Origin of the sequence: Pseudoxanthomonas putridarboris, from assembly GCF_038321125.1 — a bacterium.
Taxonomy (GTDB): Bacteria; Pseudomonadota; Gammaproteobacteria; order Xanthomonadales; family Xanthomonadaceae; genus Pseudoxanthomonas_A; species Pseudoxanthomonas_A putridarboris.
Genome location: NZ_JBBWWT010000002.1, coordinates 719,335 through 733,840, shown reverse-complemented (window position 1 = coordinate 733,840; position 14,506 = coordinate 719,335). Strand labels below are relative to the sequence as shown.

The following is a 14,506-nucleotide window of genomic DNA, read 5'->3' as shown; positions in this document are numbered from 1 at the left end:
TCCCGCCTGCCGCATCGTGCGCTCCGCTGCCCATCTCCGCGGACCCGCCGATGAAACTCACCGACGCCTCGCTACGCAATCCCGCCGCGGTCGCGGTGGTGGTCGCCATGGTCTGCGCGTTCGGCCTGATGAGCCTGATGAAGCTGCCGCTGCAACTGTTCCCGGACATCGAGCGCCCGCAGATGTCGATCCAGACCAGTTGGCGCGCCGCCTCGCCGCAGGAAATGGAATCGGAGATCGTCGAGCCCATCGAGGCGGTGATGCAGGGCCTGCCCGGACTGGAGGAGATCGCCTCCAACGTCAACGCCGGCAACAGCTTCATCAACCTGACCTTCGCCGTCGGCAGCGACATGGACGCGATGCTGGTGGAAGTGCTGTCGCGGATGAACCGCCTGCAACCGTTGCCGCGCGACGCCACGCCGCCGGTGGTGCAGGCCGGCGCCGACAACGCCAACAACTCGCTGACCTACTTCTTCGTGCAGAAACTGCCCGGCACGCCCGGCGACATCCTCGACTATCGGCAGACGATCGAGGACCGCATCGTCCCACGCCTGACCTCGGTCAATGGCGTGGCCGGCGTGGAGATCAACGGCGGCGCGCAGGAAGAACTCACCATCACCCTGGACCTGGAACGCGCCGCCGCCCTGGGCATCACGATTCCCGACGTGGCCGCGGTCGCCGCGCGCGCCACCGACGTTTCCGGCGGCATAGTGGAAGCCGGCCGCCGCGAATACGTGCTGCGCTTCGCCGGCCGCTACACGCCCGAGGCGCTGGGCGAGCTGATCCTGGCCTGGCGCGATGGCCGGCCGGTGCGGCTGGGCGACGTGGCCGAGGTGCGGGTGAAGCGCCCGGAGCAGCGCTTCTTCGCCTACCAGAACGGCAACCCCGCCATCGGCCTGCGCATCCTGCGCGAGAGCGGGGCCAACGTGCTGGACACGCTGGACGAAGTGAAGCGGGTCGTCGCCGACGTGCGCCAGCAGGAACTGGCGCCGCTGGGCCTGGACATCGCGCAGAGCTTCGACGCCTCCGTCTTCATCAACCGCGCCATCGGCCTGCTGTCCGGCAGCCTGTTCGCCGGCGTGCTGCTGGCGGTGGGCTGCCTGTGGTGGTTCCTGCGCGACCTGCGCGCCACCGCGCTGATCGCCTGCGCCATCCCCATCTCGCTGCTGGCGACCTTCATCGTGTTGCAGCTGACCGGCCGCAGCCTCAACGTCATCTCGCTGGCGGGGCTGGCGTTCGCCGTGGGCATGGTGATGGACGCCGCGGTGGTGGTGGCCGAGAACATCGTCCGCCTGCGCGAGGAAGGCATGCCGGCCACCCGCGCCGCGCTGGAAGGCACGCGCCAGGTGGGCGGCGCGCTGGTCGCGTCCACGCTGACCACGGTGGCGGTGTTCCTGCCGGTGATCTTCATGGAGGACGTGGAAGGCCAGCTGTTCGCCGACCTGGCGCTGACCATCTCCATCGCCGTGGGCATCTCGCTGCTGGTCGCCGTCACCGTGCTGCCGGTCGCCGCGAACAGCTGGCTGCGCACGCGCCAGGACGAAGGGAAACGGCATCGTTACTGGTCGCGCGTCGGCGACTGGGCGTTGCGGACCACCCAGGGACGCCGCCGCCAGTGGGCCTGGGTCGGCGCACTGGTGCTGGCGCCCGCCCTGCTGGCCGTATTGCTGATGCCACGGATCGACTACCTGCCGCCGGTGAAACGCGCCGCCGTGGACGCCTTCTTCAACTTCCCGCCCGGCATGAGCCCGGAGCGCGTCAACCGCGAGATCGCGCCGGTGCTGCTGAAACGCATGCGCCCCTATATGGACGGCGAGAAGGGCCCGCGGCTGAGCAACTGGTACCTCAACCTGTGGCCGGGCGGCGGCACGCTGGGCGCGCGCGTCGTGGACCCGGCCGACATCGGCGAACTGGAGCGCATCGTCCGCGACGAGGTCGTGGTCGGCTTCCCGGATACGCGCGCCTTCGCCAGCGAGGGCGAACTCTTCGGCGGTTTCGGCGGTTCGGCGCGGGCCATCGCCATCCACCTGCAGCACGCCGACGGCGACGCACTGGCGCGCGCGGCGGAGACCGGCCGCAAGCTGCTGTCCGGGCGCTTCGCCGGCGCCAACGTGCAGGCCTGGCCGAACGCCGACGCCGGCACTCCCGAACTGCGCGTGAGCCCGGACGATCGCCGGCTGGCGGAGATCGGCTGGCGCCGGCCGGAACTGGGGACCGTGGTGCGCACGCTGGGCGACGGCCAATGGCTGGGCGAACACTTCGACGGCGACCGCCGGCTGGCCATCATCCTGCGCAGCAGCCGCCAGGACGATGTGGAACGGCTTGGCGCGGCGCCGCTGGCGACGCCGCAGGGCGGCGTGCTGAGCCTGGGCGAACTGGCGCGGGTGGATACCGTGCTGGCGCCCAAGCAGCTGCGCCGGATCGACCGCCGCCGCACCGTCACCCTGACCGTCGATCCGCCGGCGACGATGTCGCTGGAGGAAGCGCTGGACATCGTCGACGACGCGATCGTGCCGGCCCTGCGCGACGTGCTGCCGCCCGATGCGGCGATCCGCATTTCCGGCAGCGCCGACCGGCTGGGCGAAGTGGTGCGCGGCATGGGCATGAACTTCGCGATGGCGCTGGCGGTGCTGTTCATGCTGATGGCGGCGATGTTCCGCTCGCTGCGCGACAGCGCCTTCGTCCTGGCGACGCTGCCGATGGCGGTGCTGGGCGGCGTGGCCGGGTTGCGCGTGCTGGACCTGGCCGCCGGGCAGACGCTGGACCTGCTGTCGATGATCGGTTTCATCATGCTGATGGGCATGGTGATCAACAACGCCATCCTGCTGGTCGCGCAGGCGCGCGAGGCGCAGGCGGCCGGCATGGGCCTGGACGATGCCCTGAGGCAGGCACTGGACCAGCGCCTGCGCCCGATCCTGATCGCGGCATTGACCGGCGTGCTGGGCGCGTTGCCGATGGCGATCAATCCCGGCCCCGGCGCGGTCATCTACCGCGGGCTGGCCGCGGTTTCCGTCGGCGGCGTCGCGCTGAGCCTGCTGTTCACGGTGGTGCTGGTGCCGGCGCTGCTGCGATTGGCCGCGTCGCCTTCGCCGGCGCCCGATGCCGACCCTTCGGCGTCCGCGCCGCCGCTTCCCCACGTCCTGACCTGATGCCCCGCTTCCCACGGAGAACGACATGCGTACCCTGCACAAGAGCCTGATCGCCATCGCGCTGGCCGGCGTCCTCGCCCTCCCCCTGCTGGAACGGGACGCCGATGCCAGCGCGCCGGCGGAACCGGAAGCGGCGCCCGCCATCGTCAGCGTCGCGCCCGCCGTCAACGCCGAGTTCGCCCCGCGCCACTGGTCGCCGGGCAGCGTCATCAGCCGCCAGGACGCGCGCGTGGCCAGCGAACAGGGCGGCCGGGTGGTGGAAGTGGTGGAGGTCGGCCAGCGCGTGCGCGCCGGACAGGCGCTGGCCGTGCTGGACGACACCGCGTTGCGCCTGCGCGAACAGGAAGGCCGGGCCGACCTGGCCCGCATCCAGGCGCAACTGGACATGGCGCAGGCGCAGGAGCGCCGCTACGCCCAACTGGCGGCGCAGCAGAACATCGCCCGCGCGCAATACGACCAGTTGCGCGCCGACCGCGACATGCTGGTGCAGGAACGCGCCCGCGCGCTGGCCCAGCTCGCGCAGACCCGCCACCAGCGCACGCAGATGGTCGTGCGCGCGCCCTTCCCCGGCGTGGTCGCGGAGCGCCATGCGCAACTGGGCGAATACCTGATCACCGGCGCCTCGGTCGCGCGATTGGTGGACACCTCGACGCAGGAAGTCCGCGTACGCGCGCCGGTGGAGCTGGCCCGCCACCTGGCCGCCGGCACGTCGGTGCTGGTGCGCACCGAGGGCGACGAGCGCGCCTGGCCGGTCACCGCCCTGGTGCCGGTGGGCGATGAAGCCTCGCGCCAGCTGGAACTGCGCATCGCCATCGACGCCGCGCAACTGCCGGTGGGCAGCGCGGTGGACGTGGGCCTGCCCAGGGCCGGCGCGCGCAGCGTGGTGGCGGTACCGCGCGATGCGGTGATCCTGCGCCGCGAGGGCGACTTCGTGCTGCGCGTGGACAGCGCCGGCAAGGCCGAACGCCTGCCGGTGGAAACCGGCACGGAAGTGGATGGCCTGGTGGAAGTGCGCGGCGACGTGCGTGCCGGCGACTGCCTGATCGTGCGCGGCGGCGAACGCGTGGAACCGGGACAGGCCGTCAGCATCCAGCCGGTCCCGCTCGCCATCGCGGCGCGGTGAAACCGGCAATCCGCACGGGGCCTGGACGATGAAGCCGATATTCCTGTTGTTCCTGTTGCTCGCACTCCCCTTGCACGTGCGTGCCGGCGGCGGCGATGACGACAATTACACCACCCAGCGCCTGCTCGTCTTCAACGACCGGGGCGAAGTGCTGTTGCAGTCGAATGCGATGGGCTGGTCCACGCCCGGCCAGCGCTTCGACACGCGATTGTCGCTTCGCGCCTCGCTGGACAGCCTGGCCGGGAAGTACGGGATCAGGATCGAAAACGTGGCGCTGGCGGGCATGTTGACCTACGAGTACGGCTTCACCACCGCCCTGTCCACGCGCACGCACTACATGGCCAGGATCGCCGGCGGCGAACCGAAAGCGCCCGACGGCACGCGGGAACTGCGCTGGTTCTCCCGCGACGAAGCCATCGCCGCCATCTCGGCGGATTCGCAGAAGTCGCCACCGTCGTTCGTGCAGATGACCACCCGCATGTTGCGCGAGCCCGGAACGATCTGGGGCGGCGCCTTCCATGTCTGGCAGGAGGGAGACGCCTACCGCAGCCGCGTCGTCGAACCGATGTACCCGCTGGGCGCCACGCTGTGGACGCCGGCAGGCGCGGTGTCAGGCGATCCACGGTGAACCCACGCCGCTGCCACAGCCCATGCAGGAGCGACGTCAGTCGCGACCGTGAGGAAGAACATCCCTTCAGCCACGGATTGGTGCGGATGAACGCGGATAATACTTCTTGTCTTTAATCCGTGTGATCCGTGTCAATCCGTGGCTGAAGCTTTTTTGTGGTCCACGGTCGCGACTGACGTCGCTCCTACATGGTCCTCCGGTTCCGCATTCACCCCAAATCCGCCGCGGACAGGCACAATCCCCGCATGGCCCAGTCCTCCTCGCCTGCCGGCACGCGCCCCGCCTTCAAGCCCAACCTGCGCGAGCGCTTCGATGCGATGCGCAACCTGCCGCCCTTCCTGCGCCAGATCTGGCAGACCAGTCCCGGCCTGACCCTCGCCAGCCTGGGCCTGCGCCTGATCCGCGCGCTGCTGCCCATCGTCACCCTGTACATCGGCAAGCTGATCATCGACGAGGCGATCCGCCTGGTCGGCCTGGGCCTGGGCTTCCAGGCGCTGGGCGATGCCTGGCGCAGCGGCCAGCTCGATCCGCTGCTGTGGCTGCTGGTCATCGAGTTCGCGCTGGCGATCCTCTCCGACCTGCTCGGCCGGCTGGTGAGCTATGCCGATGCGCTGCTGTCGGAGCTGTTCACCAACGCCACCAGCGTCCGCCTGATGCAGCACGCGGCCACGCTGGACCTGGAGGACTTCGAGGATCCCGACCTGCAGGACAAGCTGGACCGCGCGCGCCGGCAGACGATGGGCCGGATGAACCTGATGAGCCAGCTGTTCGGCCAGGTGCAGGACGCCATCACCGTGGTCGGCTTCGCCGCCGGCCTGCTGGTCTACGCCCCGTGGCTGATGGTGCTGCTGGCGGTGGCGCTGATCCCCGCCTTCATCGGCGAGGCGCACTTCAATGCGGTGGGCTATTCGCTGAACTTCCAGTGGACGCCCGAGCGGCGGCAGCTGGAATACATGCGGCAGATGGGCGCCAGCGTGGAAACGGCCAAGGAGGTGAAGATCTTCAACCTCCACCATTTCCTGATCGACCGCTACCGCACCCTCGCCGACAAGTTCTTCCTGGCCAACCGCGCGCTGGCGCGGCGGCGCGCGTTCTGGGGCACGCTGCTGGCGGCGCTGGGCACGCTGGGCTACTACGTGGCGTATGCGTACATCGCCTGGCGCACGGTGCGCGGCGATTTCACCATCGGCGACCTGACCTTCCTGGCCGGCAGCTTCCGCCGCCTGCGCCAGTTGCTGGAAGGCCTGCTGGTGGGTTTTTCGCAGGTGGCCGGGCAGGCGCTGTACCTGGACGACCTGTTCTCGTTCTTCGAGATCGAACCGGAAATCACTTCGCCGGAAAATCCGATCCCGGTGCCGAAACCGATCACGCGCGGCTTCACCTTCGAGAACGTCGGCTTCCGCTATCCCGATGCCGAACGCTGGGCCGTGCGCGGGCTGGACTTCGAACTGCGCGCCGGCGAGGTGCTGGCGCTGGTCGGGGAGAACGGCGCCGGCAAGACCACGCTGGTCAAGCTGCTGGCGCGCCTGTACGACCCGGACGAAGGCCGCATCCTGCTGGACGGCCGCGACCTGCGCGACTACGACATCGACGAGCTGCGCGCCAACATCGGGGTGATCTTCCAGGATTTCGTGCGCTACCACCTGACCGCCGGCGAGAACATCGGCGTGGGCCAGATCGACGCGATGCACGATGAATCCCGCATCCGCGACGCCGCCGCGCGCGCGATGGCCGACGAGGTGATCGCCCAGTTGCCCAACGGCTACGACCAGTTGATCGGCCGCCGCTTCAAGAACGGCGTGGACCTGTCCGGCGGACAATGGCAGAAGATCGCCATCGCCCGCGCCTACATGCGCGACGCGCAGGTGATGATCCTGGACGAACCCACCGCGGCGCTGGACGCGCGTTCGGAATTCGAAGTCTTCCAACGCTTCAAGGAATTGTCGGACAATCGCACCGCGGTGCTGATCTCGCACCGCTTCTCCAGCGTGCGCATGGCGGACCGCATCCTGGTCCTGCATGAAGGACGGCTGGAGGCCAGCGGCACGCACGAACAACTGCTGGCGCAAGGCGGCCGTTATGCCGAACTGTTCGAATTGCAGGCCGCCGGCTACCGCTAGGGCCTGTTGACGCCATCGGGACATCCGCCCCACCACAGGAGACACGACGTTGCGTACCGCATCCCACAAACGCGCCCCTCGACGACTCGCCATCGCCATCCTGATCGCGCTGCCCATCGCCGCGTGCCAGTCCTCCACCAATGGCGATGCCGCCAATGACACGGCCAGCGCCACCGCGCAGGCCGCGCCCGCCAGCCAGCCTTCGCAGACCCTGCCCAGCGCGCTGGGCACGATCCGCGTGACCGAAGTGGCGCGCGGGCTGGACCATCCCTGGTCGTTGGCCTTCCTGCCGGATGGCCGCATGCTGGTCACCGAACGCCCGGGCCGGTTGCGCCATGTCGCCGCCGACGGCGCGATCTCCGCGCCGATCTCCGGCGTGCCCGAGGTGTTCGCCACCGGCCAGGGCGGCCTGCTGGACGTGGCGCTGGCGCCCGACTTCGCCGACAGCCAGCGCATCTACCTGAGCTATGCCGAACCGGGCGAGAACGGCACCGCCGGCACCGCGGTCGCCTACGGCACGCTGGCCGGCGATGCGCTGACCGACGTCAAGGTCGTCTACCGGCAGGAACCCAAGGTCGAAGGCCCCAACCACTTCGGTTCGCGGCTGGTGTTCGACGGCCAGGGCCACCTGTTCGTCAGCCAGGGCGAACGCAACCAGCGCCCGTTGTCGCAGGAACTGGACAAGCTGCAGGGCAAGCTGGTGCGCCTGAACCTGGACGGCAGCGTGCCGCAGGACAATCCCTTCGTCGGCCGGGCCGGCGCGCGTCCGGAAATCTGGAGCTACGGCCACCGCAACATGCAGGGCATGGCGCAGGACCCGCGCACCGGCAAGCTGTGGCAGAACGAGCACGGCCCGCGCGGCGGCGACGAGATCAACCTGCCGGAACCGGGCAAGAACTACGGCTGGCCCATCATCACCCACGGCATCAACTATTCCGGCCAGCCCATCCCGGAAGCCGTGGGCAAGGCGAAGGAAGGCATGGAGCAGCCCTACCACGTGTGGGAGAAATCGCCGGGCCTGTCCGGCATGGCGTTCTACACCGGCCGCCCCGGCAATCCGTGGAACGACAGCCTGTTCCAGGGTTCGCTGGCCGAACGCAACCTGATCCGCCTGACCCTGCAGGGCGACAGGATCGTCAACGAAGAACGCCTGCTCAACGAGATCGGCGAGCGCGTGCGCGACGTGCGGGTCGGCCCGGACGACAACATCTACGTGCTGACCGACGAGGACGACGGCAAGCTGTGGCGGATCGAACCGCCGCAGGCGCCGTGATGCCCATGATGCGCCGCCAGGGGAGAACCGCCATGCGCCTGCCATTGATCCTCTTCGCCCTGTGCTGCGCGGCCCATGCCCACGCGCAGTCGCCGGGCGACTACCCGCAGGCCAAGGCCCGCGCCGACGCCGACGAGGCGTCGCTGCCGGCCGCGCAGCGCGATGCGCTGCTGCAGGCGCAGACGACGGTGCTGGATGCCGCCATCACCGCCTGCGCGACGCCCAATGCCGACACCTCGCCGTTCGTGGTGGTGGTCGAGCTGGACGCGGCGGGCCGCGTCCAGCGCACCTGGCGCGAAGGCGGCACGCCGCTGGCGATCTGCGTGCAGAAGCAGATCAACGGCACGACGCTGACCACGCCGCCACGCGCGCCGTTCTTCACTTCGTTCGAGTTGACTTTCACCCGATGAGCGACGACGCGACCGACATCAACGCCCTGCTGCGCAGCCGCCTGCCGGCAGGCGTGCCGTTGCAGATCCCGCCGCCCTGCCTGCTGGACATGCAGGGCGAGTTCGTCGAGTACGTGGAGAACGTATCGTTGACGGTGCGCTTCCCGGTGCTGCCGCGCTACCAGAACCCGATCGGCCACATGCAGGGCGGTTTCATCGTCGCCGCGCTGGACAATACGCTGGGGCCGTTCTCCTACCTGATCGCTCCACCGAACGCGACCACCTCGCTCAACACCCAGTACCTGCGCCCGGTGACGCCGGAGCTGACCCACATCACCTGCCATGCGCGGTTGCTGGAACGCACCCGCAACCAGCTCTATCTGGCCGGCGAAGTACGCGACGACCAGGGCCGCGTGCTGGCGATGTGCCAGGCGGTATGCCAGATCCTGCCGTCCAGGAACGCCTGATCTCTCTTATCAGAGCGGACAGGCGAACAGGCGCCTTCCCCGTGCACGCACTTCAAAGCCCCTCTCCCACCGGGAGAGGGGTTGGGGTGAGGGGCGACGAAGCCAGCCAGCCCCGACTGTCCGCGATCCCGCAACGTGCACGATGAATGCAAAATGCACACTTCCAATGAACGTAATGCGTTCATTTCTTCGGAAGGGTCTGCTTTGCCGCCGGCATGGCGCCGCTCGCTGCGGGCAGATAGGTGCCTTCCCCGTGCACGCACCTCAAAGCCCCTCTCCCACCGGGAGAGGGGTTGGGGTGAGGGGCAACGAAGCCGCTCCTCTGTGCTGGCTTAGGGAAGATGCAAGGAGCGCGGTGAGGTTTGCTGGCCTTGCGGGTTGGTTTTTCCTGCGCGGATAGATGGCGCCGCTCGCCGCGGGGGCCCTACTTTCTTTGCTTGTGCAAAGAAAGTAGGCAAAGAAAGCACACCCCGGCGGTCCGCCCGCCGCGAAGCGGCGGGTGCGCAGTCCCGGCAGGAATTTCCGGAAGACACATCCTGTGTCATCCGGAAACGGCGCACATCCTTGTGCGCCGCCCCTGCGGGGTTTGACCTGCCGGGACTGCCGGACCTCAGGGGCCCCAAGGGCGACGCGGATACATCCGGAGCCCAGATGCTTCTGCTTTTGCTGTTGCCTTTCGGGCCCCCATTTAGGCGCGGCAAGCGGGCCGGGTAAAACCCCTTGGGGCGCCGCCCTGGATGGGCGGCGTTTTCGTATGGCACAGGGATGTGCCTTACGAAAATTCCCGGCCTGCTTGCGGACCCGGAGCGCGTAGCGCGCAGGGCGCGCCGCCTGGGGCGTGTTTCTTTGATTCTTTCTTTGCACGAGCAAAGAAAGAATGCCCCCGCGGCGAGCGGCGCCATCTGTCCGCGAAAAAACTTCGACCATAGAACCCAAGCTAAAACAGAAGCATTTGCTAAGGCTGGTCAAGTGACGCCTCGCGGCGAGCGCGCCATCGGTCAGCATCAACGGCATTCGCCACAGGCCCACGGACTATCAGACTGTAAACGCTACTCAACGAAGCTCGAACGCGTCCGCATCCAGCATCGCCGGGAAGCGTTCCCGATGCCCGGCCAGCGCCTCAGCCGAGATCGTCGTGGTCGCCACGCCCTCCTCCGCCGGCAGTTCGACCAGCGGCTGGCCGAGGAAATCGACCACCGCGCTGTCACCGGCATACTCCAGCCCGTTGCCGTCGGTGCCCACGCGGTTCACCGCCGCCACGTAGCAGAGATTCTCGATGGCGCGGGCGCGCAGCAACGTCTTCCACGGATACGCGCGCGGCGCCGGCCAGTTGGCGACGAACAGTTGCAGGTCGAAGTCCAGCTGTCCCGGGCGTTCCACGTCGTAGCGGTTGCGCGCGTAGACCGGAAAGCGCAGGTCGTAGCAGACCAGCGGATTGATGCGCCAGCCTTGCCACTCCACCGTCAGCCGCTCGTTGCCGGCGGCATAACGCTTGTGCTCGCCCGCGTAGCGGAACAGGTGACGCTTGTCGTAATGCCGCAATCCACCGTCCGGCGTGGCGAACAGCAAGCGGTTGAAGACGCCCTCGTGCGTGCGCAACTGCACGCTGCCGGTGACCGCCGCGCCCAGCAACTCGGCCTGCGTCTGGATCCAGGCGACGGTTTCGCCCTCCATGCCCTCGGCCTGGTCGATGGCGTCGTTGCTGAAGCCGCTGGTGAAGGTTTCCGGCAGGATCACCAGGTCGGTCCGCCCCGCCAGCGGCGCGATCAGGTCGCCGTAGTAATCCCGGTTGCCCGCCGGATCGTGCCAGCGCGTGGCGCCCTGGACGAGGGAAATGCGGAGGTCCTGCATGTTCTTTTCCTGCCAACGCCAAATTGGGGTGTGTTCTGCTGTAGGAGGGGCTTCAGCCCCGACCCTTCCGGCAGTCGGGGCTGAAGCCCCTCCTACAGAAGCATCAGAGCTTCTTCAACCTTTCGATCGCCGCATCCAGCGTCGCCTCGTTCTTGGCGAAGCACAGCCGCGCCAGGCGCTGGCCGACGGGCGGCGTCTCGTAGAACGGCGACAGCGGGATGGCGGTGACGCCATGCTCGACCGTCAACCACTTCACGAACTCGGTGTCCGGCAGGTCGCTGACCGCCGAGTAGTCCACCAGTTGGAAGTAGCCGCCCGGCACCGGCAGCGGCTTGAGCTTCGTGCCCAGCAACTGCTCGCGGAAGCGGTCGCGCTTCTCCTGGTAGAACGCACCCAGCTGTTCGTAGTGTTCCGGTTCGTCGCGGATCATCGCGGCGAAGGCATGCTGCGCCGGGGCGAACGTGCAGAACACGTTGTACTGGTGCACCTTGCGGAACTCCGCGGTCAATGCCGGTGGTGCGATGGCATAGCCGATCTTCCAGCCGGTGCAGTGGTAGGTCTTGCCGAAACTGGATACGACGAAGGCGCGCGCGGCCAGTTCCGGGTAGCGCAGCACCGACTCATGGCGGCGGCCGTCGAAGACGATGTGCTCGTACACCTCGTCGGAGATCAGGTAGATGCCGGTGCCTTCCAGCAACGACGACAGCGCGCGCAGGTCGCCCTCGTCCAGCATCGCGCCGGAGGGATTGTGCGGGCTGTTGATCATCAGCAGCCGGGTCTTCGGCGTGATGGCGGCGCGCACCCGGTCCCAATCCACCGCGAAGGTCCGCGGGTCCAGCGGCACGTGCACGGCGCGCGCGCCGGCCAGTTCGATGGCCGGCTCGTAGCTGTCGTAGGCCGGGTCCAGCACGATCACTTCCTCGCCCGGCCGCACCACTGCGTGGATGGCGTTGAACAGCGCCTCGGTGGCGCCGCTGGTCACGGTGATCTCGGTGTCGGCGTTCACCTCGCGGCCGTAGCAGCGCAGCGCCTTCTCGGCGATGGCCTGGCGCAGCGGGGCCACGCCGGTCATCGGCGCGTACTGGTTGTGGCCCTCGCGCATGGCGCGGTCCAGTTCGTCCACCAGCCGCTGCGGCACCGCGAAGTCCGGGAAACCCTGCCCCAGGTTGACCGCGCCGTGCTCGGCGGCCAGTTGCGACATCACGGTGAAGATGGTGGTGCCCACCTTGGGCAATTTGGTCTGGAGTTGCGACATCCGCCTGCCTGGCTCTCGAAACGGGGGACTGTGGAGTGTACGCGGTCCGCCTGACGCGCGATGATGGGGCCATGACCGGACACAGCGTTCCCGCCGACAGCGTCCCCGAAGCCGAACGCGCCCGGCTGGCCACGGCCTGGGCCGCGGCGCACTACTTCGTCACGCTGGGGCGCAAGGAATGGCTGTTCTGCACCGGACTGCCCGCGCCGGAGATCGAACGGCAGGTCATGGCGGAGCGTTATCTGTTCATCACCGCATGGAATCCGCCCCCGGGCGAATCCACGCGCGAGGCCAACGATGCCGCCCACGAACGCCTGCAACAGCGGCTGGAAGCGCTGGGCCTGTCGTTCCACCCGGCGCTGGGCTGCAACAGCCGGGGCGGCATGGTCGAGTACGGCTGGTTCGTGCTGGACGCCACGCCCGGGCAGGCCGACGCGCTGGCGCGCGAGTTCGGCCAGGGCGGCACGCTGTTCTGGCAGGCCGGGGAACCGGTGCGGCTGCGGATGATGTGGCCGCGGCCGCCGCAGGCGGACGGCGACGCCCATACCGACTGGGTGGGCTGAGCCCGCTCGCGACCCGTCTGCCGCAGGCCGGGGCACCCGGTGGTCCGCTTACAATGGGCGGCTGAGCCACAGGACACCCCAGCCTCCCCGCCGCGGGAGCGCCCGACCCGATGACCGAAGCCGTCCACACCCACCCGCCGTTGCTGGCCGCCCGCGCCCTGGCGTTCTCGCGCAACGACGAGCCCGTGTTCGGGCCGCTGGATTTCGCGGTGGACGCTGGCGAAGCGCTGCTGGTACAGGGCGGCAACGGCGTGGGCAAGACCACCCTGCTGCGCGTGCTGGCCGGCCTGCTGCGGGCCGACGCCGGCCGGATCGACATCGACGGCCGGCCGGCCGGTCCCTCGCGCCGCGCCCACGCCATGGCCTACCTGGGCCACCTGCCCGCGCTGAAGGCCGACCTGAGCACGCTGGAGAACCTGCATTTCCTGTGCGGCCTGCACGGCCGCCGCCCGCGCCAGATGCCCGGCAACGCGCTGGGCATGGTCGGCCTGGGCGGTTACGAGGATGCCCTGGCCCGCCAGTTGTCCGCCGGCCAGAAGAAGCGCCTGTCGCTGGCCCGCCTGTGGCTGTCGCCGGCCCCGCTGTGGCTGCTGGACGAGCCTTACGCCAACCTGGACCTGGACGGCATCAACCTGGTCAACCGGATGATCTCCGCGCACCTGCGCGACGGCGGCGCCGCGCTGGTGACCACCCACGGCGCCTACGCCGCCCCGCCGGTGCAGACGCGGATGCTGGTGATGGGGGGCAGGCAGGATGCGTGATCGCCCCCATGCCCCACGTTCACGACACACCGCCCCCTCCCCCGTTCACGGGGGAGGGTTGGGGTGGGGGCAAGCCAGAGCCGGTCAAGGTACCGATGCCAAGCGGCATCGAGCGATGTGGCGTGAAAGCACCCGAACGTGGAAGCGCTTCGCAGTACTCATCGTCCATGGCTTCGCTCCGCCCCCATCCCAGCCTTCCCCCGCACGCGGGGGAAGGGGCCATTTCGTGGGGGCTGATGCATGAGTACTTCCCCTTCCCTCCTTCAAGCAGCCCGCGCCCTGGTCGCCCGCGACCTGCAACTGCTGTGGCGCCGCCGTGGCGATGCCTTGCAGCCGGCGTTGTTTGCGTTGCTGGTGGTGGTGCTGTTCGCCCTGGGCCTGGGCACCTCACCGCAGGCGCTGTCGAAGGTCGCCCCGGCGGTGATGTGGGTCGCCGTGCTGCTGGCCGGCCTGCTGTCGCTGGACACGCTGTTCCGCGGCGATGCCGAGGACGGCTCGCTGGAGCAGTGGATCCTGGCGCCGGTGCCGCTGGCCTGGCTGGTGCTGGTGCGCGTGCTGACCCACTGGGCCACCACCGCGCTGCCGCTGGTCGTCGCCACCCCGCTGCTGGCCGAACTGCTGCACCTGCCGCGCGAACAGCTGCCGATGCTGCTGGCCACCCTGGCGCTGGGCACGCCGCTGCTCAGCCTGCTGGGCGCGGTGGTCGCCGCGCTGACGGTCGGCATGCGGCGCTCTGGTATCCTTGTGGCCCTGCTGGCACTGCCGCTGTACGTCCCGGTGCTGGTGTTCGGCGCCGGCGCCGTGGCCGCCAGCGCGCAAGGGCTGGATGCCTCCGGCGCCCTGCTGTGGCTGGGCGCCGGCCTGTTGCTGTCGCTGCTGCTGGCGCCCCTGGCCGCCGCCGCGGCGATCCGCATCGCCCTGAACTGA

12 protein-coding genes are annotated in these 14,506 nt (G+C 69.1%); 10 read left to right on the top strand and 2 right to left on the bottom strand.

The features are described 5' to 3' along the window. Positions 1 to 50: 50 nt before the first annotated feature. From AAD027_RS07260 to AAD027_RS07230, 7 genes are all read left to right on the top strand, one after another. Complete coding sequence (locus tag AAD027_RS07260; protein WP_341725338.1) at positions 51 to 3,149, top strand: efflux RND transporter permease subunit; 3,099 nt, start codon at positions 51 to 53, stop codon at positions 3,147 to 3,149. 25 nt (positions 3,150 to 3,174) lie between these two features. Next, positions 3,175 to 4,272: an efflux RND transporter periplasmic adaptor subunit gene (locus AAD027_RS07255; protein WP_341725337.1), complete on the top strand. Its 1,098-nt coding sequence runs from the start codon at positions 3,175 to 3,177 to the stop codon at positions 4,270 to 4,272. Between the two features lie 28 nt (positions 4,273 to 4,300). Further along, positions 4,301 to 4,900 (top strand): NUDIX hydrolase, encoded by a 600-nt coding sequence (locus tag AAD027_RS07250; protein WP_341725336.1) that lies wholly within the window; start codon positions 4,301 to 4,303, stop codon positions 4,898 to 4,900. Positions 4,901 to 5,145: 245 nt separating this feature from the next. Beyond that, entirely contained in the window at positions 5,146 to 7,020 is a 1,875-nt protein-coding gene (locus AAD027_RS07245; protein ID WP_341725335.1) for an ABC transporter ATP-binding protein, read from the top strand. Positions 7,021 to 7,069: 49 nt separating this feature from the next. Then, complete coding sequence (locus tag AAD027_RS07240) at positions 7,070 to 8,293, top strand: PQQ-dependent sugar dehydrogenase (protein ID WP_341725334.1); 1,224 nt, start codon at positions 7,070 to 7,072, stop codon at positions 8,291 to 8,293. Between the two features lie 32 nt (positions 8,294 to 8,325). Next, positions 8,326 to 8,703 carry a hypothetical protein gene (locus AAD027_RS07235; protein WP_341725333.1) on the top strand — a complete coding sequence of 126 codons (378 nt, stop codon included), beginning with the start codon at positions 8,326 to 8,328 and terminating at the stop codon, positions 8,701 to 8,703. Then, positions 8,700 to 9,149: a PaaI family thioesterase gene (locus AAD027_RS07230; protein WP_341725332.1), complete on the top strand. Its 450-nt coding sequence runs from the start codon at positions 8,700 to 8,702 to the stop codon at positions 9,147 to 9,149. The genes AAD027_RS07235 and AAD027_RS07230 overlap by 4 nt, the downstream gene beginning before the upstream one ends. Positions 9,150 to 10,202: 1,053 nt before the next feature. Here AAD027_RS07230 and AAD027_RS07225 read toward each other — a convergent pair. Then, entirely contained in the window at positions 10,203 to 11,000 is a 798-nt protein-coding gene (locus tag AAD027_RS07225; protein ID WP_341725331.1) for an amidohydrolase, read from the bottom strand. Between the two features lie 103 nt (positions 11,001 to 11,103). After that, positions 11,104 to 12,255 (bottom strand): pyridoxal phosphate-dependent aminotransferase, encoded by a 1,152-nt coding sequence (locus AAD027_RS07220; protein WP_341725330.1) that lies wholly within the window; start codon positions 12,253 to 12,255, stop codon positions 11,104 to 11,106. A 71-nt stretch (positions 12,256 to 12,326) separates the two neighbouring features. On the opposite strand from AAD027_RS07220, the gene AAD027_RS07215 reads away from it, so the two are divergent. From AAD027_RS07215 to ccmB, 3 genes are all read left to right on the top strand, one after another. Beyond that, positions 12,327 to 12,818: a DUF3293 domain-containing protein gene (locus AAD027_RS07215; RefSeq protein WP_341725329.1), complete on the top strand. Its 492-nt coding sequence runs from the start codon at positions 12,327 to 12,329 to the stop codon at positions 12,816 to 12,818. Between the two features lie 110 nt (positions 12,819 to 12,928). After that, positions 12,929 to 13,579, top strand: coding sequence for a heme ABC exporter ATP-binding protein CcmA (gene ccmA / locus AAD027_RS07210; protein ID WP_341725328.1), 651 nt, complete (start codon positions 12,929 to 12,931; stop codon positions 13,577 to 13,579). Between the two features lie 240 nt (positions 13,580 to 13,819). Continuing rightward, positions 13,820 to 14,506, top strand: coding sequence for a heme exporter protein CcmB (gene ccmB, locus AAD027_RS07205; RefSeq protein ID WP_341725327.1), 687 nt, complete (start codon positions 13,820 to 13,822; stop codon positions 14,504 to 14,506).

Excerpts from the sequence above, each read along its gene's own strand:
- AAD027_RS07225 (WP_341725331.1), bottom strand. The coding sequence starts at position 11,000 with ATGCAGGACCTCCGCATTTCCCTCGTCCAGGGCGCCACGCGCTGGCAC.
- AAD027_RS07255 (WP_341725337.1), top strand. The coding sequence starts at position 3,175 with ATGCGTACCCTGCACAAGAGCCTGATCGCCATCGCGCTGGCCGGCGTC.
- AAD027_RS07245 (WP_341725335.1), top strand. The coding sequence starts at position 5,146 with ATGGCCCAGTCCTCCTCGCCTGCCGGCACGCGCCCCGCCTTCAAGCCC.
- AAD027_RS07235 (WP_341725333.1), top strand. The coding sequence starts at position 8,326 with ATGCGCCTGCCATTGATCCTCTTCGCCCTGTGCTGCGCGGCCCATGCC.
- AAD027_RS07250 (WP_341725336.1), top strand. The coding sequence starts at position 4,301 with ATGAAGCCGATATTCCTGTTGTTCCTGTTGCTCGCACTCCCCTTGCAC.
- AAD027_RS07260 (WP_341725338.1), top strand. The coding sequence starts at position 51 with ATGAAACTCACCGACGCCTCGCTACGCAATCCCGCCGCGGTCGCGGTG.
- ccmB (WP_341725327.1), top strand. The coding sequence starts at position 13,820 with ATGAGTACTTCCCCTTCCCTCCTTCAAGCAGCCCGCGCCCTGGTCGCC.
- AAD027_RS07230 (WP_341725332.1), top strand. The coding sequence starts at position 8,700 with ATGAGCGACGACGCGACCGACATCAACGCCCTGCTGCGCAGCCGCCTG.
- ccmA (WP_341725328.1), top strand. The coding sequence starts at position 12,929 with ATGACCGAAGCCGTCCACACCCACCCGCCGTTGCTGGCCGCCCGCGCC.
- AAD027_RS07220 (WP_341725330.1), bottom strand. The coding sequence starts at position 12,255 with ATGTCGCAACTCCAGACCAAATTGCCCAAGGTGGGCACCACCATCTTC.
- AAD027_RS07215 (WP_341725329.1), top strand. The coding sequence starts at position 12,327 with ATGACCGGACACAGCGTTCCCGCCGACAGCGTCCCCGAAGCCGAACGC.